26 protein-coding genes are annotated in these 25376 nt (G+C 55.3%); 6 read left to right on the top strand and 20 right to left on the bottom strand.

The window, feature by feature from the left end:
• Positions 1-20: 20 nt before the first annotated feature.
• The 13 genes from BLT08_RS22130 to BLT08_RS22065 form a co-directional block, all read right to left on the bottom strand.
• Positions 21-335: a hypothetical protein gene (locus BLT08_RS22130; protein WP_090312411.1), complete on the bottom strand. Its 315-nt coding sequence runs from the start codon at positions 333-335 to the stop codon at positions 21-23.
• Positions 328-630, bottom strand: a complete 303-nt coding sequence (locus BLT08_RS22125; RefSeq protein WP_090312409.1) for a hypothetical protein — start codon at positions 628-630, stop codon at positions 328-330. Before BLT08_RS22125 ends, BLT08_RS22130 begins: the two co-directional genes overlap by 8 nt.
• A complete protein-coding gene (locus BLT08_RS22120; RefSeq protein ID WP_245724314.1) occupies positions 627-1799 on the bottom strand; it encodes a hypothetical protein in 1173 nt (390 codons plus the stop codon). The genes BLT08_RS22125 and BLT08_RS22120 overlap by 4 nt, the downstream gene beginning before the upstream one ends.
• Before the next feature lie 92 nt (positions 1800-1891).
• The gene (locus BLT08_RS22115; RefSeq protein ID WP_090312404.1) at positions 1892-2242 is read right to left on the bottom strand and encodes a hypothetical protein; all 351 of its coding nucleotides are present in this window, start codon (positions 2240-2242) and stop codon (positions 1892-1894) included.
• A gap of 216 nt (positions 2243-2458) precedes the next feature.
• Positions 2459-3160 (bottom strand): hypothetical protein, encoded by a 702-nt coding sequence (locus BLT08_RS22105; protein WP_245724313.1) that lies wholly within the window; start codon positions 3158-3160, stop codon positions 2459-2461.
• Between the two features lie 183 nt (positions 3161-3343).
• A complete protein-coding gene (locus BLT08_RS22100; protein ID WP_090312400.1) occupies positions 3344-3742 on the bottom strand; it encodes a hypothetical protein in 399 nt (132 codons plus the stop codon).
• 100 nt (positions 3743-3842) lie between these two features.
• Complete coding sequence (locus BLT08_RS22095) at positions 3843-4850, bottom strand: hypothetical protein (protein WP_090312398.1); 1008 nt, start codon at positions 4848-4850, stop codon at positions 3843-3845.
• Between the two features lie 278 nt (positions 4851-5128).
• Positions 5129-6985 carry a hypothetical protein gene (locus tag BLT08_RS22090; protein ID WP_090312395.1) on the bottom strand — a complete coding sequence of 619 codons (1857 nt, stop codon included), beginning with the start codon at positions 6983-6985 and terminating at the stop codon, positions 5129-5131.
• A gap of 2 nt (positions 6986-6987) precedes the next feature.
• Positions 6988-8175, bottom strand: coding sequence for a hypothetical protein (locus BLT08_RS22085; protein ID WP_090312393.1), 1188 nt, complete (start codon positions 8173-8175; stop codon positions 6988-6990).
• 6 nt (positions 8176-8181) lie between these two features.
• Positions 8182-9036: a hypothetical protein gene (locus BLT08_RS22080; RefSeq protein ID WP_090312391.1), complete on the bottom strand. Its 855-nt coding sequence runs from the start codon at positions 9034-9036 to the stop codon at positions 8182-8184.
• Between the two features lie 8 nt (positions 9037-9044).
• Positions 9045-10547, bottom strand: a complete 1503-nt coding sequence (locus BLT08_RS22075; protein WP_090312388.1) for a S8 family peptidase — start codon at positions 10545-10547, stop codon at positions 9045-9047.
• 9 nt (positions 10548-10556) lie between these two features.
• Complete coding sequence (locus tag BLT08_RS22070; protein ID WP_245724312.1) at positions 10557-13889, bottom strand: hypothetical protein; 3333 nt, start codon at positions 13887-13889, stop codon at positions 10557-10559.
• Between the two features lie 9 nt (positions 13890-13898).
• Positions 13899-14495 (bottom strand): hypothetical protein, encoded by a 597-nt coding sequence (locus BLT08_RS22065; RefSeq protein WP_090312385.1) that lies wholly within the window; start codon positions 14493-14495, stop codon positions 13899-13901.
• Positions 14496-14786: 291 nt separating this feature from the next.
• On the opposite strand from BLT08_RS22065, the gene BLT08_RS22060 reads away from it, so the two are divergent.
• Positions 14787-14981 (top strand): hypothetical protein, encoded by a 195-nt coding sequence (locus BLT08_RS22060; protein ID WP_090312382.1) that lies wholly within the window; start codon positions 14787-14789, stop codon positions 14979-14981.
• 842 nt (positions 14982-15823) lie between these two features.
• Positions 15824-17065: a sulfatase family protein gene (locus BLT08_RS22050; RefSeq protein ID WP_090312379.1), complete on the top strand. Its 1242-nt coding sequence runs from the start codon at positions 15824-15826 to the stop codon at positions 17063-17065.
• A gap of 205 nt (positions 17066-17270) precedes the next feature.
• Here the strand turns inward: BLT08_RS22050 and BLT08_RS22045 are convergent, their stop codons facing one another.
• Positions 17271-17525: a DUF7718 family protein gene (locus BLT08_RS22045; protein ID WP_090312377.1), complete on the bottom strand. Its 255-nt coding sequence runs from the start codon at positions 17523-17525 to the stop codon at positions 17271-17273.
• Between the two features lie 271 nt (positions 17526-17796).
• Between BLT08_RS22045 and BLT08_RS23830 the strand changes: the two genes are divergently transcribed.
• The 3 genes from BLT08_RS23830 to BLT08_RS22030 all read left to right on the top strand — a co-directional run bounded on the left by BLT08_RS23830 (position 17797) and on the right by BLT08_RS22030 (position 21214).
• Positions 17797-18162 (top strand): HVO_A0114 family putative DNA-binding protein, encoded by a 366-nt coding sequence (locus BLT08_RS23830; RefSeq protein WP_449406635.1) that lies wholly within the window; start codon positions 17797-17799, stop codon positions 18160-18162.
• A 110-nt stretch (positions 18163-18272) separates the two neighbouring features.
• A complete protein-coding gene (locus BLT08_RS22035) occupies positions 18273-19334 on the top strand; it encodes a Cdc6/Cdc18 family protein (RefSeq protein ID WP_090312372.1) in 1062 nt (353 codons plus the stop codon).
• Between the two features lie 641 nt (positions 19335-19975).
• The gene (locus BLT08_RS22030) at positions 19976-21214 is read left to right on the top strand and encodes an orc1/cdc6 family replication initiation protein (RefSeq protein ID WP_090312369.1); all 1239 of its coding nucleotides are present in this window, start codon (positions 19976-19978) and stop codon (positions 21212-21214) included.
• A gap of 291 nt (positions 21215-21505) precedes the next feature.
• Here BLT08_RS22030 and BLT08_RS23250 read toward each other — a convergent pair whose 3' ends face one another.
• The 3 genes from BLT08_RS23250 to BLT08_RS22025 form a co-directional block, all read right to left on the bottom strand.
• On the bottom strand, positions 21506-21649 hold the full coding sequence (locus BLT08_RS23250; protein ID WP_175529414.1) for a hypothetical protein: 144 nt from the start codon (positions 21647-21649) through the stop codon (positions 21506-21508).
• 218 nt (positions 21650-21867) lie between these two features.
• The gene (locus tag BLT08_RS22765; RefSeq protein ID WP_139171352.1) at positions 21868-22482 is read right to left on the bottom strand and encodes a hypothetical protein; all 615 of its coding nucleotides are present in this window, start codon (positions 22480-22482) and stop codon (positions 21868-21870) included.
• A 110-nt stretch (positions 22483-22592) separates the two neighbouring features.
• On the bottom strand, positions 22593-22880 hold the full coding sequence (locus BLT08_RS22025) for a PadR family transcriptional regulator (protein WP_090312520.1): 288 nt from the start codon (positions 22878-22880) through the stop codon (positions 22593-22595).
• Positions 22881-23020: 140 nt separating this feature from the next.
• On the opposite strand from BLT08_RS22025, the gene BLT08_RS22020 reads away from it, so the two are divergent.
• A complete protein-coding gene (locus tag BLT08_RS22020) occupies positions 23021-23602 on the top strand; it encodes a hypothetical protein (protein WP_139171351.1) in 582 nt (193 codons plus the stop codon).
• Positions 23603-23992: 390 nt separating this feature from the next.
• Here the strand turns inward: BLT08_RS22020 and BLT08_RS23245 are convergent, their stop codons facing one another.
• From BLT08_RS23245 to BLT08_RS22010, 3 genes are all read right to left on the bottom strand, one after another.
• Positions 23993-24169: a hypothetical protein gene (locus tag BLT08_RS23245; RefSeq protein WP_175529413.1), complete on the bottom strand. Its 177-nt coding sequence runs from the start codon at positions 24167-24169 to the stop codon at positions 23993-23995.
• Between the two features lie 233 nt (positions 24170-24402).
• Positions 24403-25182 carry a hypothetical protein gene (locus BLT08_RS22760; RefSeq protein WP_139171350.1) on the bottom strand — a complete coding sequence of 260 codons (780 nt, stop codon included), beginning with the start codon at positions 25180-25182 and terminating at the stop codon, positions 24403-24405.
• Positions 25175-25376 (bottom strand): winged-helix domain-containing protein (locus BLT08_RS22010; RefSeq protein WP_090312362.1); only part of this gene is annotated, 202 nt, incomplete at its 5' end. The genes BLT08_RS22010 and BLT08_RS22760, both read right to left, overlap by 8 nt.

Raw genomic sequence — 25376 nt, 5'->3', positions numbered from 1 at the left:
TTCGAACGCGACGAAAAACGTCAGTCTGAGCGGTTGTAGGGGTTCCAGTTGCCAGCGCGCTGACGCCAGCCGCCAGAGTTCATCTGGATATCCCCGTTTCGAGCGCGCCGGGCGTTGCTAAAGAAGAAATAGCTCCACAGCACGAGTACGATAACACCAGTGATCGTGTAGCCGCCGAGAATCGAGAAGATTCCGGCGAGAATCCACACCAGATTGAACGGGATTCGAGCGATGCTCTCAAGTTGGCGCGACTCGCTGTGATAGCGAATGCTCAGGATCCAGCCGCCGAGTAGCCCGACGGCCACGATCGCTCCGACGACGGCCAGTTCACTCATCGTTCCCTCCGGTCTGATTGGTCTGGGTGCTCGAGTCTCGAGCGTCGCCCTCTCGGCTCGAGTTTCGGCTGAACGGGTTCAATCCACTGGCCCGGCGCTGTCTGCGGTTGTTCTTCCGGGCGTTTTTCCCCTGGTTCGTGACGAGCAGATACTCGGGAACGAACTCGAGGAGTGCGTACAGAGCGATAATCACGGCGACGATAAGCAGCGTCAGTATCCAGCCACCGGGATGGAGCAGGTTCGCGAACAGGAACAGGCCGACGAGTACGATTACGACGCTCTGTGTAATGTTCATGGTATCACCTCAGTGGCCGACGTCGGCGCGCTCACCGACAGGATATCGAAGCTGACCATATCCGTCCAGCCTGCCGTGAGCGACCGGATCTCATAGGTGAACTGGTCGCGTAAGTTCGGGTCGGCCGTAAACTCGACTTCGACCTCGCCGTCGGCGTAGTTGTCCGTGTCGAAGTGGAACTTAACCGCCTCGCCACCGCTTGCAGTCCGATAAAACGCCGCGTCGGAGCTATCAGTCGTGATCGGCGTCCAATCATCGTCTGGCCCCGTGCGGTAGACAGCGTGCCAATCGTCGATCGACTGCCCGTCGTTGTTCTGGAGTGGGACAGTCTGAATCGAACCGTCACTCGAGTTCAGCGTGTAGGTTCGTTCCTCGAGATCGCCTTCACTGCCGAAGGGGCTCGTAATCCGGTCGAGCCATCCGTCACCGCTGGTGGCGGTGTCTTTCCACGCCATCGTATGGATTCGGACTTTCGACGGCGCGAACGTCACGTCGGAGTTGGCATCCATCGTGAACGTAATCTCGGTGTAGGACTCGTCTTGTTCGAAGTCGTGGGTGTTCTCCCACGACGCCGTCACGTCGTCGTCAGTATCGGAGACGTCGCCCACTTCCGCGGGCGGGATGATGTCTTGATGGACTTTCATCGTCACTTCGACCGCGTAGGAGTTGGGGTTGTCAGCCTTGACACGCACAAACGCGTCGGTTTCTTCGATCGACGTTTTCACGTTCCGGTCGGTGAGTTCGACGCTCGAGGAGTCGTTAAACTCCGCGGCGTACGCGCCGTCAGTGAGGTACTCGTCGTGTGTGACCGTCGCCGTCTCGTTGCTATCTTCGTCTGCCATCGCGACGCCTGCGATTGCGAGACTCGAGACCATGAGGACGACCATCGCGAGTGCGAGGAGTGTCTTCGGCCCGATCTGGCCTCGGCGTCGATCATCGGGCGATCGGCCGGGCATCACGCGAAGGTAGCCGTTGTGGAGCCACTTCCCCGCGCCACCCTCGTTGAACCACTCGAGGCCGTCCCGGATCTGCTCGAGTGGGAACAACACGGCGGCCGTAACGAACACGCCGACGCCAGCGAGGGCGGCGACGAAAGCCGAGTTGTTCGCGACCGATATCACAGCGAAGATGAGGAACAGGAACACGACGAACACCTTCGAAATCGTCATGAATATCGTTCGCTCACCGCGCCGGAGCGCGTTCATGAGGTCCGTTCGCCGGCCACTTCCCCGCGGGCCGTTAGATCCTTTTCTCGGCATGGTTACTTATCACCGCGCCGGATTTTGTAGCTCCCATTACCTCCCATCCCCGGTATCAGCGTCGAGCGAGCAGTGTCGTAGCGGCTACCGAACCAGTCGCTCCACCGGAGGACGCCGATCATCAGGAAAATCCCCCAGAAGAAAACGAAGATAGCCGTTACGCCGCCCGTGAACAGCCCCGTTTTGACCGACCAGATCATCATGATGATCGATCCTTCGACCTGTTTCTCGGGTGTCTCACCGAGGATAGCGTTCGGTGGCGCGTAGATCGTGTATCGGAGTAGCCACTCCGGTACGAAGTCGTCGAGCGATGCCTTATTCGCGTACTGTCGTGCGTTTTTGAGTATTCCCATGAGTGTCTGTCTCCGTTATTTCCGCGGTCCGCGTCTGTTCCGCCCGCGGCCCGGTAGCAGGCCGCCGACGAACCACCGTAGCCGCCGAAACTGGGTCTGAAACCAGCGCTCGTGCGCTCGGTGGCCGTGATCTGCGTGTTCGTCCGAATCCCATTTCGAGAATCGCCCCTTCCGGTCGCGTTTGCGGCCGTCTCGCCCGATCATGATCTGTTTGGGTTATGAGTCCCCGTTCAGGTCGCCGACCAGGAGTTCGAGGACGTTCTGGCCGTCCTCGCCCAACACGACCGCAGGCATGTACTTCCCCGCGAGCCTCGAGACGTACGCCTCGTCGGGGAGGTCGTGGTCGTCGCCGTCCTCGTCGATGAACTCCCGGCGATACTCTTGCAGCTCGTCGGGAGCGTTTTCGGCCGCCGAGTTGCGGATTTCGGCCTCGAAATCAGGCTCGTCAGCCGTGTCGATCCGCCACTCGAGGTCGGTGTACTCGTAGGCTTCTTCGTCGAACGTGGCGTCGATGACCGTCTCGACACGCTCGTCATCGCCAACCCAGTTCGTTTTGACGACGTCGAGTTTGACTGTCACCGAGCCCGATGGGCGGACGTCGTCGAACTCGGTGATGAGCCAATTCGCGTAGTTGATCCAGTGTTCAGTATTGTTGCCGAACTCGTTTCGCGCCCGATCGGCGAGAGTTTCGGCGCCGGTCGACCCGCCCATCGACATGGCGAACGCCCCGAGTCCGCGGGCGAACGCCCAATTGTCGCCGCCCTCGAGTTCGATACCGTCGGTGAGGATGCCCTTCGATTCGGTTTCCTCGGCACTGGTGCTCATCGACGCGAAGGTTGTCCCGCCGATCGCCGTCAGCGCGACGCCGCCGAGTCGTAGCAGGTGCTGTCGTCTCGTGGTTTGGTCTTCGGATGTCATGGTACTGAAAAAGCGGTGTGGCTGGTGAGAGGTGGGATGAGTGAGAACGCGGGCCGTGGAAAGCGACCCGCGAGTGCTACTCTCAGTGCTCGATACCAGGCCTCGAGCGGGGCACATGCGACCGTCGGGAATCGAACCCGTCCGCATGGAGCCATCCCGGCCGCTGGTCTGTCGGTCACGAACTTAGTCCGCAGCTCGTCCGCTACGGCAGCGCTGTTCCACGGCTGCGAGGTCGGCCATGTATTGCTCCGCGCGTGCGTAGGCGTCTTCGCGCTCGAGGCCGCTTGCCACGATCTCGAATCGGCCGTCGCCTGTCTGGTGCTCGAGTGACCAGTGTCCGGTCAGCCCGCTCGAAGTGAGTTGAACGCGGTCAGCAGAGTGCTGGTGTCGCCACGTTTTTCGGTCCCACTTGTCGTCGACCTGGAGGAACTCGCCGTCGGGCTGACAGCGCGCCCGAACGTCGATGCTCGTCGGTCGAAGGGCGGTCTCGAGGACGGTCTCGCAGGCTTCCCGCAGGCCTGTGAGTGCCGATCTGCCGTCGGTCGTGTCGGCCGGAAGGCCGTGGCTGTGGTCTGTTGCCATAAGTCACTCCCCACAGAGTCGAACTGTGGTGCGTCCAACGGAGCGCCGTCGCGTCGAAGAAAGGGTAGGGTTTTGGGTAGTTGCTGCTCGAGTCGGGCGCTTACCAGAACGTCAGCGTGTCGACCCAGTTGTCGAGGCTGAACATGCTGTCCATGTCAAGACCCCATGCCTGAGTGAGCGAGTAGTCCAGGTCGTCCTGAAGCGCGGAGCGGTCGAACTTCTCGCCCGCCGTGAGGCTCAGACTCGCCGTCTCCTCGCCCTCGTAGTTGTCGCCAAGGTTGATCTCGTACTCGCCGCCCTCGTGGGCCACGATGTACGTGTCATCCTCGTCAACGTCGTCGCCACCGATCTTCTCGCCGGGCTCGCTTGCGAAGACGTAGACAATACCGTCGTCCAGGTTCGACGTCATGAGGTAGCCGACGCGGTCACCGTCGTCAGCGTCCTCGAGTTCGGCATCGAACGCGTCCGTGATGCCACTGTCCTCGCTGTAGACCGTCACGTTCGTGTTGTCGCCATCAATTCCGATGTCGTCCTCGATGGTCGCAATGTCGTCGCTCGAGGACCAGAAGGCCAAGCTCGAGAACATGCCGTCATCGTCGTCGCTGGCCTCGAATTCCGAGACAATGTCATCGTCAGTCGAGAAGGCGGTTCGGACCGCGTGCGTACTGTCGAACTCGTATTCGATTTCGTCAGCCGTCTCGACAGCCTCGGCTTCCTCAGCGTCCTCGAGTTCGGTGATCGTGGCGTCAGCAACGGTCACTTCGCCAGCGTCACCAGGGAGCTTTTCGAGGTCAGCGTGTTCGACAGTCCACTCAAGCTCGAGCGGCGTCGCATCGTCATCGTCGCCCGTGATTTCGGCGTCGTCGACGTCGTACTCGACGAGCGTGTTGTTCTCGTAGGCGATCTCGAGGGTCAGCTCCTCGAAGTCGGCTACGGAGTCGCTGTTCAGGTCAGTCTCGTAGATGACCGTGTCGTTTTCGTCGTCTGCAGCCGCAAAGCCTTCGACCTCGTCGGTGCCGTCAAGTTGGTAGTCGCTCTCTGCCGTTGTTGCGGCCGCGCCGCCCGCGAAGGCCATACCGATCGCGGCCGTCACGAGCGCCATGACCATTAGAATCGATCCGAATTGCTGTGTGATATCTCTCATTTGAGTTTGTGTTTCGTGTTGAAGAATTGGGTCAGTCCCGTGCCAGTGCTATCGCCAGTCCGTGGGCCGTCCTAACCGTAGGGTGGCGGGACGCCTCCGCTCTGGTAGTGGATTCGTCTCTCTGGATGGGTTGTTCGGGTCATTGTATGCGGTAGATTGATGGGGTTCGTTGCGAAGTGTTCGGTGCTATCGTGGGGGCGTCGAACCGGCAGTAAGGAGGGTGTGAACTGATCAATACGCCATCATATCGAGATGTCCCAGTTTTCGGAGAGTTTCTCTTCCCACTCCTGAATCTGGTCCGTGTCCAACCGGTCGCCAACAACTAAGAACTCGCCGGCGAGCCCGTGCCAGTTATTATCTCGTGAGCCAACGTCACCGATCGAGAGGCCCTCAAGAACATCAGAGTCGAGATTTCCGCTTGCGGTTTCTTCCCCGTTTTCCCTGATGAAGCTGTTCGATCCGTCGAAGACAGCGACCATGATGATGGCCTCTCCTTGCGTGCTGAAGTTACCATCAATCCTATCTCCCTCAGATGTCGAAATTGAGTTCCATCCGTCACTCGCACCCTGTGCCATCCAGAACTCATCAGAGGAGTTGTCACCCCAGAAAATCTGATGGTCCGATTCACCGCCCAGAAGTTCAACCACTGCGAAGACAGTGATCGGTTGATCATTCGCGCCCGTATCGGTATTCAATACGTCGCCGCTACCGTCGAATTCAACGCTTTGGTATCCATTGATACCGTCTGCCCGAAGCGTAGGGGAATCGCCAGTCAGGTCAAAGCCATTGTATTCGTCCGTCCACGTCGAGATTGAAGTGCCATCGTCACCTTCGCCGAACGCAGATTGTGCATCATAATGGGCGATCGTGCTCTCTGGGACATCGGTTTCCTCAGGAGGTTCTAACGTGATCGGACCATCGTCCACCAAGATGTTTTCTTGGTGCTCCAATTCGTTCCAATCGACATCAGAGAGGGTGATTCGCCCATCTGACGGTGATTGTAACCCAGTCCTCGCAACGCCGTATCTGCTGAACTCGGACTCGAGATCGCGGGGTGCGCCCTCGAACGTAAACGGCTGTATCAGTGATCCGCTCTCTGGGTTCTCTTGTCTGACAAGCCGTGGTCGGACATATGCTCCAAGATCGGAATTGGAACCGTAGTCGAACGTGCTCCCGGTATGGATTACTTCGCCGTTTGAGACCCAGTCGATGTAATCGTAGCCGCTGGCGTCGACAGTGATCTCTTTGGAATCTTCGTCCACGTAGATCGCATTGACAGTTGGCGGATCAATGCTCTTGTCAGTCCGATAATTAGATATGAACGCCCCAGACCGCAGTGCATCATTGATTTCGGGGGGCCGTTCTTCGGAAAGGGAACCGACGTCTGTGACCGGGATTGTTAGCCACCGAAGATCGAACCCGCCATCCCAACTGTCGCCAGAGAGGGTTTCAGCATCGTCTTCGGTCAACAGATACGGAACATACTCCGGAGCAAGTTCCGTTAAGATGTCGTCCCACATTCCCTCGCGTTCTCGATGGTCCCACTGGATACTGTCGTCTTCTGGATTCGGGCACCGCCTCGTATACGTTGACCCTCCGAGTAATCCGTCAGATGGAGACCATTCGCTAAAGATTCTGAGGTAGTAATCGTAGTCTCTGGGGTTATCAGCGTCCCAAGTGTGAGCAAGATATACTAACCCGCCATCTTCGTGATATTCAGTGTCAGCTCCGACTGTCTCGATAACATCGTCTTGTTCTTTGACGAAGTCATCTGGAACGTACTTGTCGGAGTACATGGTAATCATGTGGTCGTCATTATCCTCGTCCCAATGGTAGTCCTCGTATTCGTCAGTCTGGGTCCGAGTCTCCGTTCCAGCGTCCTGAAACAGTGTTCCAGAGGGTTCGGCATCCCACGGCCATGGAGGTTGATCGTCTCCACGATCCCCCATCCAAGCGAAATCTACTCCCGCATCTTCGACTGCATCTACGATGTCTTGCTGAGACCCCAGTTTGGACGGGTGAAGGTGGCTCATCACCTTTAATTGGCTCGCTGCACCCCAGTCGACAGTCGCGTATGGATTGTTAATGAGTTCAGCCATGATTACTCTCCGTTGGATTCGGTATCGTCGTCTTCGTCGTCAGACCACGGCCAGCTCAAGTCGAAATCGAAGTCGAACGAAAACCAGCCGTCTGCGCTTCCCACCCGCAGCTCGTCTGCGTGCTCGCCGCCCGCAGCTCCGAGCCGGCGAGCTATGTTGACGTATCGGGCAGAGAACGACGTCCAGCTATCGTCCCACCACATCTCCCGGTTGCGCATCTGCCACGGGTCTTCGACTGCGATCGCATCAGCGGCATCGTACCAGCCGTGATCCGTCCATGTGGATCGCGTCTCCTCGAGTGCGTGCAATTCGGGGAACGACCCCCGGCCGTCATCTTTGAACGACAAGTGGTTCCACGGGTCGATCACCTCGAAACTCGCGTGGGTTGGCTCATCACCACGGGATTGTTCAAGGTCGTCTTCGTCCGGTTGGACATCGGCCGCGAGGTACTGGTATCCCGAATACACGATCTCCTCAATTTCTTCTGTCTCTTCGTCGACGAACACGTAGATCGGCTTGTGAGAGCCGAGTTGGCTGTTAAAGTCCACCCACGCCGTTTCGGCTTTCGGAAGGTCGAGCCAATAACAACACACGAACGTGTCTTCGTCATCCGAGTCGGCGACGAAGGCGAACATCCCGTCGCTTCCACGGCGAGTGTCCGAGTCCATCGAAATCCTCGGCTGGTACTTTCGAAGACGGTACTCGTCGTAGACGATTTCGGCGTTCTCTGGGACTTCTGACCACTCGTCGGTTGACTGTGATCTGTGTTCGAAATCGTTTGGGTCGAGAGGTATTTCGAGGATCGCTTCGACGAACTCCGGCGACACCTCATTATCGTTCGATCCGAGTTCGATCTCGAAGTCGTAGTAGTAGTCCTCTGAGCCTTCGATTCCAGCAAGATCGTAGTCGTTCGTTCCGTCATCAATCTCGATGGAGTCGCTGTTTACCAACTCGCCGCCATCATCGTCAGTGTACTCGTAGACTCTGGCCTGGATAGCCGTGTCGCCTGGAGTCGTTGCATCAGTCGTCAGCGTGGGTGCATCGTCATCATCGGATGCAGTTGCCCGTTCGATCCCGCTCCGGCCGACGACTACGAACGCGATCGCCGCCCCGGTCGCTTTCAGTACCTCTCGTCTGTCCGCCTGGAGTCGTGGTTGTGACTCTTGGTGTGTTTGTGTTGTCTCTGACATTGGTTGTTAGTCCTCTTCGAATCTGAGCCGGTTCCGTGACGTGCCTTCGCTCAGTCCGAGTGGAATCCAGACGTTCCGAGCGAACCACGCGTCGTTCGTATCGCTATCCCACCAGTGATGGCGCTCCTCGTCGTAGAATACGAATGGATCTTCTATCGCCCGATCTGCGGTATTGTTGTACCGGCCATCATCAATCCCCTCGTCATACCAGTCCTCGCGAACGTCACGGAAGGAGCCGAACGTCCCGCGGAAGTCTTCGACAAACTGCCCGTCTCCCACAGCACTCGAGGGAGACTCCATATAGTGGTTGTGCGGCCGGATCACCATCAGATTGACATGCGTTTCGCGGCCCGAAACGTACTCTTCACTCATCGGACCCCACTCGCCGTCGATGTACAGCGCGTAGTGGTGTCCGCCGGTCGTTACGATCGTGTCGACAGTTTTGTCCTCTCTTCGGAACACGATGGTCGGCTCATGGTCTAAATAGTGAGCGTCGCCCCAGCTAACGTCAACATTGAAAAGCGTGTTGAGCAACGACTGTTGGGTCTGGTGGCGAAACCAGTAGTAGTGGGCGGTAACATCGTGATCCTCGCTTTCAGCCGTCCAGCCGTACAACCCTCGAGCCTTCGATCGGGCTTCTTCCTGCTCGAGGTAGTTCATATGCCCATAGTAGAACTCCGGTTGGAACTCTCGCAGTTCATCAAGATCGTCCCGGATCTCAGTGATGTGGTCGGGGGGAATCGGATAACCGCCGTCGTCGTACTCGAGGCCGTCATCCTCGCCGTCGTTTCTCGAGAACGGCCCCCAGAACGCGACCGTTGAGGCCGCGGCGCCGGACGTGAGGAACTCTCGGCGTTGCATGGTGGGACTCACAGAATTGTCGACAGCGTTTCGTTGAACGCGTCTCGAGCTTCGGCTTCGGCCGATCGGATCTCGTCGCGGTCGTCGTCCGGTTCGTCGTCGTCGATCGCCGCCTGGACGTCGAGCAGTCCGAACTCGGCTTCCGTTTCGCCCGCGTGCTCGAGTGGGTGTCCGGTCGCCGTGAGCCGGTCCCACGTCTCGTCGACGTCCGTGCCCTCGCTGGCCCGGAGCAGTGCCGCTCCGCCGCCGACCATCGGGGCCGCCATCGACGTTCCGGAGAGCGTCGACGGCCCACTCGGGAGTTCGGCAGTGATGTTCATCCCTGGTGCCACGAGCTCCGGGCCGTTTCCGGTGTCGGGGTCTGGCGCAGTGTTTCCGAAATAAGCGGGTTTCGTGTCGTCTCGGTCGCCGCTTTCGGGGACGTTCGACGCGTTGACGCCGAAGCCGTCGTCGGCATCAGCCGGGCTGTTCGTGAACACGGTCACGAATCGGTCGTTGCCCACAGCGACAACACAGAACACGCCCGCGTCGCGTGCGTCCGCGAGTGCATCCGCGAGTGCTTGTGACGGGAGCGGCGACCCAAGCGAGAGGCAGACGATGTCGGCCTCCTCTTCGATCGCTTTGTCGACCGCGGCGACGATGTCTTTCGTTTGCCCGCCGCCATCGTCTCCGAGTGCTTTCAGTCCGAGAATGCCCGCGTCGGGCGCGAAGCCATCCGATCCAGCCATACACGCCGCGACCCACGTCCCGTGTCCGTCGCCGTCCGCAACCGCGTCGATGCCGGTCGGATCAGAATCGCTCGTGAAGTCTGTCGATTCGGGAAGGATTCGGTCGCCGAACGTCGAGCCGTCGTTGACGCCCGTGTCGATCACGGCGATCGTCAGCTCCGACGTGTCGACGCTATCGATTAGGTCATCGTCCGCGCGCACGAGGTCACGAGCCTCGGGAATGGTTGCTTCGGGAGCGTCGCCGTCGAACGCGAGTCCTTCGATTCCGTCCGGCGTTGGGCTCCACGACCGAGTCCGAACCATCAGCGCGGCCGTCCGTCGCCACCCGAAGTCGTACGACCACGCGTCACTCCCCTCGAGTTCGTCGATCGGCTCGGGAACTTCGACGCTCATGTTCGCGTCGATATAATCAACGTAGTCGTTCTCTTGGACGCCACCCGAGATTTGGTTGATCGACGCCGGCCCGTAGCCGCGTTGTTGCAGGCCGATGTCTTCCCACGACGCCGAGATCGCCATCAGATTGACGTTCTCGAGTTCGCGTTTCTTGACCGCATTACTGTCGACCCAGCTCTCGAGTTGCTCGCGTTCGTCGTCGCCCTGGTAGTGAATCAGGAACGACGGGTCGGCGTCCGATCCGAACGTCTCGAGGTCGGCCTCGAGTACCGTATTAGTGAGTGTGTTGCTCGACCCCAACCGTCGTTGTGAGAAGTTGATAAAGCCGGGCGCGCTCGCGACGGCTGCCGTTGCTCCGAGTCCTGTGAGGAATTGTCTTCGTGTAGTCATTGTTTCACCTTAGGCGAACCAGCGGCGTCGCACCACGATACCGAACATCCCGAGTGTGACGCCCAGTGAACCGATCGCCCCGCCGACCGCGGTGAACGGCAGGAAATAGAAATTGATGCTCGGAACCGACGTTGCGACCGAGTGTTTCAGGCCTTCATCCCACGATGGGTCCGAGTTGACGTACATCTCGAGGCTACCGTCACCCTCGGTGAACGTACGAATCACGACCTTGCCGTTATCGCGTTCGATCACTTCACCGTAGCGGCTCGTCTCACCGACTTCCATCGGTTCGCCGCGGAACCACGCCGTTCCGCCACGCCAGATCGCCGCGTCTTCGTCGAGCGAGTCGAAGTGGAGCACCGTCTCGACGCTCGTGTCGATCGTGCGCTCGTCGCTGCCCTCGAGCACGCGGATATCGATCGTGTTTGTGTGGCGGTCCATCGCCGGATCGGCTTTCACGTCGAGTCGGGACGGCGTATCGCCCGATGGGACGATCGCCGAGATGCCGACTCGGTCGTCGTCAACGCTGATTTCAGCGTCGCGGAGACCGTCGCCGACGATCGCGAACAGTTCGTCACCAGTACCGGTCTCGGCTCTGACTGTTGGGTAGTCGCTTCGTTCGGACTCGAGTGCTCGAATCGAGAACGTCTTCGTGAACGCTTCGCCCGTGTCAGATTCGATCTGTGCGCGGACGTAGTGCTCGCCTTCGCCGTTCGTTTCGAAGGACGCACGCTCTTCGTCGTCACGGAGGTCGACGTCAAGTTGTTCGCCGTCGGGGTCGAACACTTCGACCGCTTCGACGCCCTCGAAGCCGCCGTCGCCGGGTCGGAACGTCATCGAGACCCGGTCACTATCGCCGGGCGACATCGTGTTTAGGTCGACGCTTCGTACGTCGGGAACGACGCCCTGGAACGCTGGGTTCGTGCCCGAAATCCGGTCATCGAGGATCGAATCCTCGCCACCACCCATGATTCGGATGTCGAACGCCGCCGGGTCGTCGTCCTCGAGCGGGAAGCCGTCGATGACGAGCGTGTTACTGGTTCCGAACGTGCCGCTCGATTCGATTGACCAGTACTCGTCTGCGATCTCCTCGCTCGTGCCATCGGACCAGTGGATTTCCGGCGAGAGTGTGTCTTCGTCAATTCCGCCAGGGATTGGATACTCGGCGAGTAGTTCGCCGCCGTCGATTTCAAGCGGGTCGTCGAGATCCGGTGCGCCGATTGTCTCGATACCGGTGATCGCCGTCTGCATGTGGCCGGTTTCTTCGGCCAGCTCGTCGTTGTCCAGGTCGTCGGCGTCTTGGATCTCGTCGAAGTCGCTGCGTTCGAGATAACGTTCTTCCGCGCGCGGGTTGATCTCGATTATTCCTTTGTGACCCTCGTACGTGGCCTCGAGCGTCCCACGCTCCATTTCGTCGAAGCGTTTGTCGTACTCGGAGCGGATCTCATCGAGGCGTTCGTCCATCCGCTGTTCTTCGGCCCACTGCCGCCACTCTTCGAGGGCGTCGATGCCCATGTGTGGGAGTTCGTCAGTGCGGAAGCCCTGAAGCTGGACGTCCTCTTCGGGGACATCGGTTCGTTGTGGCGTTCCGACGACGAATGTACCGTTGTAGCCCTGGTCGCGGACGTCGCGAAGATCATCGAACGACGGGCCAGTAATATCAGTCAGTTGCTGGCCGTCCGCCCGGTAGGCCTGGACCGTTGCTCGTTCGACGCCCGACTGCATCCGCAGGTCGAACTCGCCGTTTTCGTCGGTCGTCGTCGTCCGGCGCTCGAAGACACCAGAGTCGAGATTGTCCCGAATTTGTTGGGCATGATCGGTCAGCTCGCCGGCCTCGTCTCGGAGGTCGGACTCGAGGGCGTTCCACTGGTCTTCGGCGTCGCCGACAGTGAACGTGTACCGTTTCTCTGGCTGACCTTCCGGATAAACCGCATACACGCCCGGTGAGAGGTCCTTTCGGATCGCCGGGACTTCCTGGTCGGAGCGGAGTGCGCGTTCAACGACGAACTCGCTTTCAGTCTCGATGGTCTCTTTTTCCATCACCGAGCCTGCCGAGTACTCCTCAAGAACAACTTCGCCCTCAGTAATCCCGCCAGTGTGAGAGTTGCTGACAGGACCTTGCGGGAGCAATATGTTGTTGTCCTCAAGTGCCCACAGGCTGATTATGACGTCTTGGTCCGCGTCGAGTTGCAGTCTCGGATCGCCGACTTCGGAGCTAAAGATGTTCGTGTTACCTTCGCCCCAGTCATCGTGTTGGTTGACAAGCGGGTATGTGCCGTCGATGTCAGCCGTAAACTCGTCGGCGTCGAACAACCCGTCGCCAGTCTCGAACTCGTCTTCGAACTCCTGCCACTCCTCAGGCAGTTCGACGTTTTCGGCTTCCTCGAGTAGTTCTTCGGCTTCGGCTTCAAAGTCGTCGACCGTCTCGTTGAGCGCGTCGTAGTTGACGCCCACCCCTTCAATCGTCGCGTTCGGGATTGGCTCTCCGTTCTGGTCGACGAATTGACCGCTGACTGAGTGGCCGCCAGCGTCGACTTGGTCCAAGTTCAGCGTCCGGTCATCGCCGCTGCTACCCGCAGAGAGGTAAAACTCACTTTCGATTTCGAAAGCGTCCATCTCACCTTCCCATTCGGTTGGCTCAGATGTGCCAGACTCCCAGACTTTCGCCCTAACTTCCCCACCCGTGGACTCATACCGGAAATCAACCCATGTGTTGTCGAAGCTTTCGTCTGCGATTTTTACCTCGTCAACTGCGTCGTTGTCATCGATATTTCGCAGATAGGTCGCATCATCTCCGTGATCCTGGACCAGATTCACCTGCAAATCTTCGTCATCATCCCGAAGGCCAAGTCGGGTCGTCTCACTACCGCCACCAGAATCAGAGAGGTATGTCCCAGTGATTTCGAAATTACTGCTGCTATCGAGGGTTGGGCCGCCCTCCCAAAGTACGCCCTCGCTAAGGCCGCTGTCAACGGCCAGCATGTAGTCATTGTAAAATCCGCCCTCTTCGACGCTGACCTCATCTTGGTCAGTATCCCAATTTGGAGCCGTTCCATCTCCGAAATTGTCGAAGTAGGCCGAATCATCATCAGAGTCGTCGGTCGTAGTCGTTGCCAGTTGTGGTTGTGAGTCAGCGGTCAGTTGTTGGCTGTGGAATTCGTCCGCCTGCGCAGTTCCATCATCGAACCCGCCGAGCATCGGCACGAAGGCGATCGAAGCGAGCATCAGGAACGCGAAGGTGATGGCGATCGCCTGCGTTCGTGTTGGCGTTGGAACTGCGCGTCGGAGGTGGTCGGAGATCGAGCGGTCGCTGTTGCTCGAGGTGTGTTTTCTGCGTGTCATTGAAATCAGTTACTCGCCAGTTTTCGCCATTCGCCAAGCGTCTTGCATCAGTTCCGCCACGATATCCACGTCGCGGCCGTCGCCGTCGCGTTTCCTTCGATCGGCCGTTTCACGAAGGGTGTCGATGTTCCGTTTCGACAAGTCCAGCTCGGTGTACCAGTGTGAGAGTAAGTCCTCGACGCCAGGCATGAAATTCTCATATTTCCGGTCGGGGACGTACGGACCAGTTAGATTCCCGTGTTCCTCGTTGATCCGCACGCGATGGCTCATTGCACCGTACTCGCCGTCTGAGTGCCACTCGGGCGCTTGTTTCGGAATGTACGCCTCCGGGTCGCTGACTTCGACCTCGCACGGTTCGTCATGAAGATCGTACTCACCGGGCTCGTGAAAGGCGACCGGGCACAGGAGCCGTTCGGCCGTCTCTTTCCAAAATCCAGTTATCACGTACTCGCAGCGTTCCCTTTTGTAGTGGAACTCCTCCGGGTCGTGTCCAGTCGTCTCCTCGGTGCCGTCGACGTCGGTACCCCAGTGATTGTCGCGACGGAATGGCGAGTCGCTACTCGCTTCGCGTCGCTGTTGCTCGAGGTGCTGTTGTGTTTGACTCATGGTCTGAGAATTTGGAGATACTCTCGTCCGCAATCCACCCACGCAGATCGGCCGCCGAAGGCGTTCCGCGTACCCAGGAACTCGAGCCTTTCAACCCGAGTATGTTGTAAGTCGCGGGGGACTGTCCCGAGGGACGCCGCTGCGATGAGCTAGTTACTATATACAAACACTCCAAGCACCATTAAGGTACCGCTAACAACTGTTTCATCCACTTTAGAATGTATTTAGGTGCATTCAGTCACGTGAACCGGAAGGCGTAGATTAACAGTCCGCCCGCGAGAGTGTTCGGGCATGGGCGACGAGCCCGTCGGCGGTGATGACGAGTCGCTTGACGAGACCGAATCGAAGAACGTGACGCTCAAACGCCGAACGTTCCAGGCGCTCGAGGAACAGTATCCACACGCACTCGACGACCCGGAGCGCATTCGAAACGCGATACACGACGCACTCGAGACCTCGTCTGACGCCGACGAAAAGCGAGAGTAAGCCGAGCCCGTGTCCTTGGCCGGGACGGGCCTCGTAAGTGGCTACGCTCGCCTTGGTGAAAACGGATTCGGTGGCTTCCTACAAAACAGGATAAATAGTGGTAGATGATACTGGGCAATAGATGGGATCTACTCTGAAAACGGCCCGCAGGGAATGGAAGAAAAGGGGGCCTCTATCTTTCATAAGGGGTGTATTCGACTATGCAACTACTCGAGGGTTATCGATATCGCCACGACTGTACTGGAGGCTCGCCCCGAAGTTCTACGCAGCAGTCGCCAGGAAGTGCTCGACCGGGTTGAACAGATCGGTCACCTCTATAAGAGAATCGAATCTGATGGGTACCAACCGCAATACGAGCTGGTAGATCGGCAGTCACCGCCGCAATCCGGTCTCTTTCTCGATACGTTAGATGAAGTTGCTATCAACGTCGGTCGCGACGGTGAACTCCTCCATGTTGACGGGTTACATCGACTTTCAATCGCAAAGATTCAGGGCATAGACCGCATCCCAGTCGTATTTTTGGTTCGGCATCCGCAGTGGATGGAATACCGAGACAGTGTTGCAGAAAACGGAAACTGTCACGACCATTCCGATCTCCGAGACTTGGGTCGAGAGTGTGGCAAAAAAGGTATCTTCCCTGATATCTCCTATGGGAGTAAGAGTCCGCGTGTCCTTGGCCGGGCGGGGTTCGGTAGTGATTACCCTATCCATCGTCTAAAACTATTGGTTGTTCAATATCGCTGTAAAACGTGGGGGCAGACTGTAGCGAGTGTCATACTGCTGTTTTAATGTCCACACATAGACTCGCAAGCTATTTACCAATAACAGCTTAGAAAAAACTCATGAACATATTATTCATCTGTGTGGACTGTCTCAGAGAGGATTTTGTCACATCCGATATGTCGGACACGCCCTTCATAGACGAATTAGTCGATGATAGTATCTATTTTGAGAATATGTTTTCGACCACAACGACAACAACACCCTGCATTGCGAGTATTCTAACCGGTTGTTATTCAGAGAAAAATGGTGTCAACACACACGATGGTGTCAGTTTAAATGAGGATATCAAGACGTTGGGTGAAGTGTTGCAGTCTGAGGGGTACTCTACCTATGCAATGCCGACTGGACCCTTAGTGGAAGAGACTCAGCTTGCAAGAGGGTTCGATGAGTACTGGTACCGAGACCGGAGAAATTATCTAAACGGTGAGTGGGGGAGCACTGCACTCGAACAGATCGAAACGTTGAGAGAACCGTTTTTCCTATTCATGCATCTCTGGGAAACACACGAACCAGTTCACGTTCCAGATGAGTATGATTCCGCCGAATACGGAGAGTATCCCTATGCTCGAGCACTATCTGCGCTCGATCGCCAACTCGAGAGGGTTGTAGATCATATCCCCGATGACACACTCATCGTTTTACATGGCGATCATGGAGAAAGTATCACATACCGACAGTCATTCTTACAACACGCATTGCGCCGTATTTTCCGCGTTCGGTTACAATACAAAAGAGGGATCGATACACGAGCATTTGAGCGGAAAGTTAACCGATTAGTCGAGTATGTCTCTGAATCGCCAATTCCTGATCGGTATTTCGAGAGTGGTCATGGGGAGAACATTAGCGATTTCGCAGCTAACGTTCCGTTCCTCATTTCCCATCCCGACATACAATCGGCCAGCGTTTCGGAGCAAGTCCGCCAAGTCGATATCTTCCCGACTATTTTGGATCTTCTCGATATTGATTTCGAAATGAGCGGCCAGATTGACGGAGAGTCTCTTCACCCGCCAGATAGTATTAGCGATAGGGATGCCTACATTCGGGCCTGTGGTACCTCGTTGAAAGGCGAACAGAATTGGAAGCGTGGAATCCGTAGTAATAGAATGAAATACATCGAATATCCAAATTGTGACTGGGAGCCAGAAGTATATGATTTGGAGTCAGACCCTAACGAGCTGTCACCGCTTGAAAATGCTGACGAGGAGATTCAAGCACTTCAGGCTAAAATGCCCGACGACGAGTTGATGCAAGTCGACCAACTAGAGATAAAGGAACTACTCGCAGACCTTGGATATCGATAACTGTCCTGAGTACCTGTTTTTCCTCAAGATGCAGTTCGTCACCCGTGTTCGTCATGATTAGGTCTGTCACGTCGGCGGCTACGCTGACCTCAGGGTTGCGATACAAGACGAACAGCTCATCGTGTTCAACGACGCTGCCGACGGCCGATGGGTCGTACTCAAGAACGATGCATAAGTACCGAAATGGGTTAGGAACGTGCCGCCGCTACCGCTCTGTTAGATCACGATGCTTGCGGGCATACTCGGGATGGTGATCAATGAGGTAATCGACCGCGTCCCAAAGATCGATGTCCATCCACTCTTTCGGCGCGTCCTCGAGAAAGAGTTTGTCCAAGTGCGATTGGCCGTGGTCGGTATCGATCCGGGCGACGGGTATCGACGACCCCCGTTCAGGATCGTTGTAGTAGACCGTCACTGCGAACTCGTCGGGGTCTGTAAGATCGGGTTCGCCCCGTATCACGAGATGGTATGGCCGGCCCGCATATTCTGATAGTTCGAACGAGCGTTTCATGTTTCAGTGTGCTCGGAGGTCAATTCGCTGGGAACCAGGTGTCGATGCACATCAAACTATTCTCACACAAGGTATAAATATGTTTACCTCGTAGGTCAACATAGCCTATGGCACCAATAGTCCGTCATGGCGCATCCATAACACGCCTCAGAACGCCTGGATAGCGCATTGCGACATCGCAAGTAAAGGGTCGGGAAAACAACCAAACAACACAACATAAATGACAAACGAAATGGCACTAAAAAACTCTCGCAAGCCTCCAGTGCGATTTGTCCGTGCCCTTGCCACCACGGACCTCGATGACGTGCACGTGATTCGGCGCGAAACTGCCGAACGTGTTCTGACTCCAGAACGCGAACGGCTCCTCAAGGCAGTCACAACCAACGAAATAACCTCGGTTCGCGATCTCGCCCGCCAGCTTGACCGTAACGTTAGCGTGGTTAGTCGAGACCTCGATATCCTGTTCGAAGCCGATATCATCGTATTCGAGCAGGAGGGTCGGTCGAAGATACCCCAACTCGCGCATGAGAATATCCTTGTCGAACCACTCGTGTTCGACGGTGATGTGAAAGCGCGGGCAGAATAGAGTAGAAATTCCCTTTTCTGGACGATCCAGAACAGGTCCGCAGTCATTTTTCGGAACTATCGGAAACCGCCTGATCAACACTAAGACAGACCGTCACGTCATCCAGAGACATGATTGTCGAGAAGACCGTTCTCGAAGCCGATAGCCAACCACAAGAGATTCTCCATCGACACGACCAGATTAGCTACCTGTCCGATATCCTCGAGCCCGTCGCGGCGGGCGATCGCGTCGACGGCGCGCTCATCTACGGCCCGACCGGCACGGGAAAGACCGCAACTTCTCGATTCCTCTGTGACCGGCTCGAGCAAGAATCAGAAGCTGTCGAAACAGCGTACGTCGATTGCTGGGGGAACTCGAATCGCACTGCAATTCTCCACCGGATACTCGAGGGTGTTGGTCTCTCCCCCTCTGGATTGCATCGTAAGACCCCGACCGACGAGTTATCGCAGACGCTCAAACGTGAACTCGAGTCGCCACTGGTCGTGATCCTCGATGAAGCCGACCAGATCGAAGACCAAGCAGTCCTGTACGAACTCTACGAGAACCCGCAGGTCACGATGCTGTTGATCGCCAACGACGACGAGGAGTTTTTCGCACGGCTCGAGCAACGGGTTGACTCCCGGCTGGTCACAGTCCCGCGGATTCACTTTCGGAAATATCACGACACGGAGCTGGTGTCCATCCTTGACGATCGGGCCGATGCCGGTCTCGAGCCCGAGAGCGTCCAGCGCGACGAACTGGCCGTGATCGCCGACGCGGCCGCCGGTGACGCACGAGTCGCTATCGGGATTCTTCGAAACGCGGCCGAACACGCGCGTCGCGACGGCGCCAGTCAAATCGATTCGGGAATAATCGAATCAGTGACCCACGCAACCAAACGAGAGGTACGCCGAAAGACGATTAGCTCGTTGAATAGCCACCAGCGCGTATTACTCGAAATCCTGATCGAGAACGGGACGCTGGGAATGGGTGAGTTGTATCCGCGCTACTGCGACCGGGTTGCAGAACCGAAGGGCAAGCGGATGGTTCGGAACGACCTCGGGAAGATGAGCCACTACAATCTGGTCGATCGGGAGGGTGAAACGCGATCTCGAGAGTACAGCCCCGACGAGACCTTAGTCGATGATCATGCAACGGAGGACGTGCCGGTTCTTGGTTCTGTGCCCAAGTGACTTTCGGAGACGGCTACCAGTAGCTGGTAGCATGGTTTCTTTATTCAGTGTGTGCCGTGGAAATCGTGTTCAATACAGAGAATCGATGCAGCAGGTGGACACACTTTAGTTGACCTACAGACCTCGATTGGGGGACAGGTGTGATCAAACCAACCTACAAGACGAGCCAGGGACCCACCACCCGTTCAATCGTTTCGAGAAACGGGAGACACACCACTGATTCAGACGTTTCAACGCCTTCCAACAGAGAGACACCACCCATTCAATCGTTTCGGTGCGGACGACCAGTGGATGAGTGAACGGATAGGAATTACCTATTTCAGTTTTTTCGGAGGATAGAGACGTCAACAAGATAGATTCGGTTAAACAAAGACAACGATAACGAGATTCAACATCTAACACACCACTCATTCAATCGTTTCTCAGCCGTCTGCACTGCGGGTTTGGTTGTAGTGCTATTATTATAAATCTAGGTCTATTCCAAAATCTATTTTCCGGTATTTGTGGTTCTCGACCTGCCCTTTCGTTCTATAACGATTGAATCAGTGGTGTGGGTGTGTCCCGAGAACGGTTGCAACAGATGAATCGTTTGTAACGATTGCTGCCATGGTTTTATATAGGAATAGTGCTAGCCGACTGATATGGCTCTCTTCGAGCGAAGTGAAGAAATCTTCGAGGATGAAAACATCCTCCACGACGACTATCAGCCCCAGTCGCTCGAAGAACGCGATAGCGAACTTGACCGCTACACCGGCTACCTACAGCCGGTTATCAATGGCTCCCAACCCCGGAATATCTTTCTCTACGGAAAGACTGGTGTCGGGAAAACAGCTGCTACAAAGTATCTCTTAACGCATCTCAAAACTGACGCCGAACAGTACGATGACGTCGATATCGAAACTGTCTATCTGAACTGTGAAGATTTGACTAGCAGTTACCGGGTTGCCGTCTCCTTAGTCAACCAGCTTCGCGAACCCTCCGACCAGATCAGTCGAACTGGGTATCCACTGAACGCTGTCTATGAAATGCTCTGGGACCGGCTCGACGAGATCGGCGGCACCATCCTCATCGTCCTCGACGAAATCGATTATATCGGCGATGACGATTCGATTCTTTACCAGCTCCCTCGAGCGCGGAGTAACGACAAGATCGAGAATTCTCGCGTCGGTATCATCGGCATTAGTAACGACTTCAAGTTTCGCGAGAAGTTAGACCCGCGCGTCGAAGACACGCTCTGTGAGCGTGAGCTTCACTTCCCGCCGTACGACGCGAACGACCTCCAGAACATCCTCGAGAAACGTGCCGGGAAAGCCTTTGAGGACGGCGTTCTGAGTGGTGATGTCGTGCCGTTGTGCGCTGCGTTTGCCGCCCAGGACAAGGGGAGTGCGAGGCAAGCACTGGATCTGTTGCTCGAGGCCGGTGATCTCGCCCGGCGGCAAAGCGATCCGACCGTGACCGAGCAGCACGTTCGCGACGCCAAGCAGTTGCTCGAAAAGCAGCGTATCGAGGAGTCGATGCAAGATTTGACCTCCCACGGACACCTCACCCTATTGGCTGTCGTCGCCTCGACGGTCTCGAGCCCAGAGGACATTCCACTTCAAAAGCAGTCGATCTACGAGCAATACCAGAATCTTGCACAGGCGACGAGCCGAGATCCCCTCGGTGGCCGTGCATTTCACAACCATCTCGCCGAACTCTCCATGCTGGGGATTCTCGATCGCGTCAAACGAAACGAAGGCCGCGCGGGCGGAATTTACTATGAGTACGAGGTTGACGTCCCGCTTGATGCGGCGCTTTCGACGCTCGAGAATTTGCATATGAGCGATGAACTAGATCTAGACTCGTTGCGAGACAATGCGTGTGAAAAGGGATTGATCTGATATAGACGATAATCTAGGCTACTGACTTTGGAATGATTTTGCGGAAATCTGGGGTAGAGATCTACCGTTATATTTTTATATTTTTACAACGTGCTATCTAGTAGTTCCCGACGGAGGGAAGCGGCAGAGGAAGCCACTGATTGCCACGCCAATCTGCCGGCCCTTTTCCATCGGTTTTGATTCGTGAGCAATGGCTGTGTGATTCTCAACTGTTAGAGAAGGCAACGGTGCACTCATAACCCCCAGTACGGGGGACCCCTCTCGGGGTACTCAGTTGTGGCCCACTCCCGACTACAGCGCTATTAACACTGCAATAGTGCCAAGAGTGGTGACTTCTTTCGTAAACCGAACCAGTTCCGTTGCAACCCGGAGTCGCCGTTCGGCGAGCTCCAATCGCTCGGTGTTTGGGCCGGTCTTTTCGCCCTTTTCAGTCATCGATCTGACACTGAGGGATTCGCCACAACGTAGTTCCCAACGGAGGGCGATCCCTCAGCAATTGCAGGATACCCAACCAGTGAGTAAAAGGATGTGGATGTAGTGTGCCACTTGTCGGAATTCGGTCCCAGTCACATGATTCGATTCTTTGCTGAGTCCGATGTGATCGTGCTCGGTAGCCTCATTGATTGCCATCTGAACTCCGCTTTCTACGTCTTCTAATCAGTGCCGTCAATGTTCGTTTTAATAGCTTCTATCGCTTCGTCTTCAGCCGACTGTATTTTTGCAGGTGTTGTTACTAAACGGAAAACCTTCCCCCGATTGGTCTCATTTCGGAGATATAGTTCGTCCTCAAACTTCTGTAGCAGCGTATAATAGTTAACAATCGCGTCTATCTCTTGCCTTGTGAGCAATCCGATCCGATCTGTATTTTGCTCATAGATCGTCGTTGGAGCTGGCCTTCGAACTGCGTTTCCATTCCCTACCCCATTTTCATCGAAAAATTCCAGATCATCGCCAGCCTGGATTTCGTGTAGCAAGCCTCGTCGAAGTGCTGTGAGTTCACGTTTCCGTTGCTCTTGTTGGCGCTGTTGTTCCTCGAGTCGGGCCTGTTGGGTTTCCTCTACAAGTTGGTCGGTGTGGCGAACATATCGAAACGTGACATACACGAGAACAACTGTCGCAATACTAGATACGACAGTTGATATCTGATATGCCTCTTCAAAAGCACCGGTGAGCGTTGCGAGTATCGCAGGGATTGAAAAACCAAAGATGAGGATGATTACCAGATGTTTCCCGAGCTTTGGAGTTAATCGCTGGTCTTCATTATTCATCTTTTCAATCACACCTCACTGTCTTCCAACTTAGTCGCGCCAGAATCAAATCGAGACGTGAGTGACAGGGCACCAAACGGGCCTGAGCCAGTATCGATCATCCGTTGTCGCTACTCCGAGAAGAGATCTCCCACGTACTGATCCTCCCAATCCCGGCGAGCTTCTAACTCCCGCCGGCCGCGAGCGGTGATCGAATAGTAATTGGTCCGCTGATCGGCTGTGCCTTTCTCGACGAGACCTTTATCAACTATATTATCAAGGTTTGGGTAAAGACGTCCGTGATGGATCTCGCTCTCATAGTAGTCTTCAAGTTCCTCTTTGATCGCCAATCCGTGTGGTTCGTCTTGTCCAGCGATCGCATATAGTAAGTCACGCTGAAATCCCGTCAAATCGTACATACCGCCCCTGTGTTTTATCATAATATAAGAGTGTTGATACACATAGATCGGTTAGCGAGTTGTTCCTAATCTGAGACACAGTAACCTGAGAAAAGAGACAGAGGTTTATTTTGACTGCGTTACATAGATGTATACACGCTATGAGCCGTCCGCCAGGACTCCCCCGACTCGCTGTGATTTATCTAACACTGGTGGGTATCCTAATCATCAGCGTAGGGGCTGCACACGGCTTATTAAGTTTGCCAATTTTCCTTTTTGCATTCATCGAAGCGCCTGCTGTATTTGGTTGGGTTGTACTCGCGTTTGCTGGATGGACTGTCCTTTATATCACGGAGATTCTACAGATTGTTCGGCTCGACGGCGCTCAGATGTTAAAGGACGTGACTGAGAATATCTTTAATCAGCAATGGCTCTACATAATTGCCGTCTTCGGCCTGATTGCACTCTATCTGAATATCGTGATTGGGATTGCAGCTGTAGTCGCAGCAACGTTGTACGGGGCAACAGGTATCCCGATAGTCGCATTACTCGTTGCGCTCCTGTACCCTGGCTTCGATTTCGGACTCAGTATCAGGTGGTACTCACCAGGTAGCCTGATCCTTGCGGGAGTGCTCGAAATCCTCCATTTGTTCGGGTTGCTTCGAGAAGTCAGCGTCGCATCTCTACTTGAATCACTTCGGCTTCAGGGTCGATCTCCCGATATTCGAGCCCATCCGTCGTGAAACATCGCAGTTTTGACCATGCCACTGCTGTCAAGATAATCCACGAAAGAAGCCTTGGGTATTGAATTTGGTCTGGTAATCCAGTTACACCCGAGATCGGGACCCCCAGTAGAAACGTCAGTACGAACAGAAAGATTCCAATCGGGATGGCCAGGACAGTTAGTTCAAAACCTGCTTTCAGCAAGAATCCGATTGTTCGGTAAAATAGACTTTGGGAAAAGCGCCAGTTGACAATCCGTTGCTGCCATGTCATCGTTTGATAATCAGTCGTCGTCTTCTAACTCGCTCGCATTGAGTTCGACGGTTACCATCATCATGAGCTCGTCGCGATTCTCGAGGATCGGAATCCGCGCTGACTGACGCAGCCGAAGCGATTTTGGAGTCAGAATATTAGTCGTCCGAGTCCGTGTCTGAATCGTCCCCTGTTCTTGCTGCGTGGTAAATATCCCAATCGCCGTCTTCGGGTTCGGGGTTTTCTGCGTTTGCAACTATCTGGCCGTCAAGGAGAATTCCATCGTCGGACTGGCTCTCGTTCGAAGACGACTCATTGTCTGATTCGTCAGTCATAAAAACTCATTAGAACCAGTTGGATATAAAACCCACTACAGCGGGGTGAAAATGAAACGAAAAAGTCAGATATTATTCGTCCGATTCCGAAGTGGATTGGTTCTTACGGCGCTTCCCCTTCGAGATCCGCTGACCATCAAGCAACACGGTCGATGACCCATTATCCGAATTGTCGGAGTTGTTGCGTTTTCCCATAAGCGGTGCTTTGTGGTCTACATTCATATACATTTGCACTACCTCTTTCGGCGCCATGATCGGTCAAAACCAGCTAACCGATACGGTATCGACTTGATGAAAGAGATAAAGGAGCGTGCTTTTGATTGGATAGTCAATACAGTATCCGACTCTCCGAGTGCTCGTTGGACTTGTTTCGGGAGTTCTGCTGTGTAAACGAATACGCCAATAATACCCCATGCTATCAGAATCAACATCCAAGAGACTTCACCAATCAAAGCGTCATAGACACCAAGTGAAAAATGGGTTATTGAGACAACCAATAAGAGTGATGTGGCAGTTATTAGTGGTGTGTTCAGAACATTTGTCTTCTTATTGAAATTCATCCAGAGTGCATACGACTTCGCCACGGCCTCTTCCGATTGCTTCCCTGTATAATCCTGCTCAAACAATAATGCAACGTCATTTGAATTGACGCCGGCTTTGAACTCTGATGAGGTGTATGTGAGTGCTGCTAATCCGCTTGAAAACAAAAGCGAGACAACACCGACACCGACAAAACGATTTAGGAAATCGTTGATGTGTAACTCTTCAATAGATGAATCGCTAATATAGGTGGGGTCAGTCTGTGCTGCAAGCGATAATGCAGAGAGGACAATTCCGATTAAGAGGACATTCAGTCGGAGGATTCGTGCAGCCTTTTCATCAATATCGTCTAACGCATCAATTTGATGATCAAGTGTATTTCGTGCTTCTTTTCGGAGGATGGTGGCTGTCTCTGGATCGCCATCAAAATCGTCATTTAGTAACCGATCTCGGAGTTCCTCGTCGTCACTCATTGTCGTCTTCTAACTCGCTGGCGTCGAGTTCGCCTGCTAGATATTTCTGACCTTTGTCCGAGATTACGTACCATCCCCGATCCTCATTCACTTTTTCCACCAAGCCCTTTTCGTGCAACTGCTTGAGTCGCCTATTGATCGTCCGGTAAGAGATCGCAATCCCTTCGCGCTCGAGGTTGATGTCTAGTCCGCGT

It is taken from the genome of Natronorubrum texcoconense, from assembly GCF_900100335.1.
In the GTDB taxonomy this organism is placed as follows: Archaea; Halobacteriota; Halobacteria; order Halobacteriales; family Natrialbaceae; genus Natronorubrum; species Natronorubrum texcoconense.
Note: the sequence above shows the minus strand (reverse complement) of the source record. Positions and strands in the feature narration are given on the sequence as shown.

Bases quoted from the DNA above. Each gene is read 5' to 3' on its own strand.
- BLT08_RS22130 (WP_090312411.1), bottom strand. From the start codon at position 335: ATGAGTGAACTGGCCGTCGTCGGAGCGATCGTGGCCGTCGGGCTACTC.
- BLT08_RS22125 (WP_090312409.1), bottom strand. From the start codon at position 630: ATGAACATTACACAGAGCGTCGTAATCGTACTCGTCGGCCTGTTCCTG.
- BLT08_RS22120 (WP_245724314.1), bottom strand. From the start codon at position 1,799: ATGACGATTTCGAAGGTGTTCGTCGTGTTCCTGTTCCTCATCTTCGCT.
- BLT08_RS22115 (WP_090312404.1), bottom strand. From the start codon at position 2,242: ATGGGAATACTCAAAAACGCACGACAGTACGCGAATAAGGCATCGCTC.
- BLT08_RS22105 (WP_245724313.1), bottom strand. From the start codon at position 3,160: ATGACATCCGAAGACCAAACCACGAGACGACAGCACCTGCTACGACTC.
- BLT08_RS22100 (WP_090312400.1), bottom strand. From the start codon at position 3,742: ATGGCAACAGACCACAGCCACGGCCTTCCGGCCGACACGACCGACGGC.
- BLT08_RS22095 (WP_090312398.1), bottom strand. From the start codon at position 4,850: ATGGTCATGGCGCTCGTGACGGCCGCGATCGGTATGGCCTTCGCGGGC.
- BLT08_RS22090 (WP_090312395.1), bottom strand. From the start codon at position 6,985: ATGGCTGAACTCATTAACAATCCATACGCGACTGTCGACTGGGGTGCA.
- BLT08_RS22085 (WP_090312393.1), bottom strand. From the start codon at position 8,175: ATGTCAGAGACAACACAAACACACCAAGAGTCACAACCACGACTCCAG.
- BLT08_RS22080 (WP_090312391.1), bottom strand. From the start codon at position 9,036: ATGCAACGCCGAGAGTTCCTCACGTCCGGCGCCGCGGCCTCAACGGTC.
- BLT08_RS22075 (WP_090312388.1), bottom strand. From the start codon at position 10,547: ATGACTACACGAAGACAATTCCTCACAGGACTCGGAGCAACGGCAGCC.
- BLT08_RS22070 (WP_245724312.1), bottom strand. From the start codon at position 13,889: ATGACACGCAGAAAACACACCTCGAGCAACAGCGACCGCTCGATCTCC.
- BLT08_RS22065 (WP_090312385.1), bottom strand. From the start codon at position 14,495: ATGAGTCAAACACAACAGCACCTCGAGCAACAGCGACGCGAAGCGAGT.
- BLT08_RS22060 (WP_090312382.1), top strand. From the start codon at position 14,787: ATGGGCGACGAGCCCGTCGGCGGTGATGACGAGTCGCTTGACGAGACC.
- BLT08_RS22050 (WP_090312379.1), top strand. From the start codon at position 15,824: ATGAACATATTATTCATCTGTGTGGACTGTCTCAGAGAGGATTTTGTC.
- BLT08_RS23830 (WP_449406635.1), top strand. From the start codon at position 17,797: ATGACAAACGAAATGGCACTAAAAAACTCTCGCAAGCCTCCAGTGCGA.
- BLT08_RS22035 (WP_090312372.1), top strand. From the start codon at position 18,273: ATGATTGTCGAGAAGACCGTTCTCGAAGCCGATAGCCAACCACAAGAG.
- BLT08_RS22030 (WP_090312369.1), top strand. From the start codon at position 19,976: ATGGCTCTCTTCGAGCGAAGTGAAGAAATCTTCGAGGATGAAAACATC.
- BLT08_RS23250 (WP_175529414.1), bottom strand. From the start codon at position 21,649: ATGACTGAAAAGGGCGAAAAGACCGGCCCAAACACCGAGCGATTGGAG.
- BLT08_RS22765 (WP_139171352.1), bottom strand. From the start codon at position 22,482: ATGAATAATGAAGACCAGCGATTAACTCCAAAGCTCGGGAAACATCTG.
- BLT08_RS22025 (WP_090312520.1), bottom strand. From the start codon at position 22,880: ATGTACGATTTGACGGGATTTCAGCGTGACTTACTATATGCGATCGCT.
- BLT08_RS22020 (WP_139171351.1), top strand. From the start codon at position 23,021: ATGAGCCGTCCGCCAGGACTCCCCCGACTCGCTGTGATTTATCTAACA.
- BLT08_RS23245 (WP_175529413.1), bottom strand. From the start codon at position 24,169: ATGACTGACGAATCAGACAATGAGTCGTCTTCGAACGAGAGCCAGTCC.
- BLT08_RS22760 (WP_139171350.1), bottom strand. From the start codon at position 25,182: ATGAGTGACGACGAGGAACTCCGAGATCGGTTACTAAATGACGATTTT.